Here is a 366-nt window from a genome sequence, read left to right as displayed (position 1 = left end):
CGCCCCAGCAGTTGACAAATTATTCTGAGACATCGACGAGCAAGAAGCTCCTCCCTCCTGTATTGGAGCTGAAGTGCGCGGCCTTTTAATAGCCTCCACCAATTGAGAGTCTTCAGAGGCGAAATCCAGAACAGCCCTTTCTGTTGATATCATTAGTCCTCTACTGTTTTTTGTCTGTCAAACATCTTCTATACATCAATGCTTCTTCCTTATCCTCTTTTTCCAAACCCTTACTATCGATCAGAGCCGAAAGGGCTAGTCTCTCTATATCCATTAGTCCCTCAGGGGTTAGATCCAATACTTCAAGAAGCTTTTCCCTGTAATTTCTGAGTGCAACAAAATCACTAACGATGAAACTACCACGTA

The 366-nt window shown here is 43.4% G+C and carries 1 protein-coding gene; it reads right to left on the bottom strand.

All coding sequences use genetic code 11. The annotated features are described in order from the left end of the window. Window positions 1-160 precede the first annotated feature (160 nt). The coding region (locus CWC16_RS20100) for a hypothetical protein (RefSeq protein WP_212747462.1) at window positions 161-366 on the bottom strand (206 nt) is incomplete at its 5' end.

Source organism: Pseudoalteromonas sp. S3776 (genome assembly GCF_005886915.1).
In the GTDB taxonomy this organism is placed as follows: Bacteria; Pseudomonadota; Gammaproteobacteria; order Enterobacterales; family Alteromonadaceae; genus Pseudoalteromonas.
Note: the sequence above shows the minus strand (reverse complement) of the source record. Positions and strands in the feature narration are given on the sequence as shown.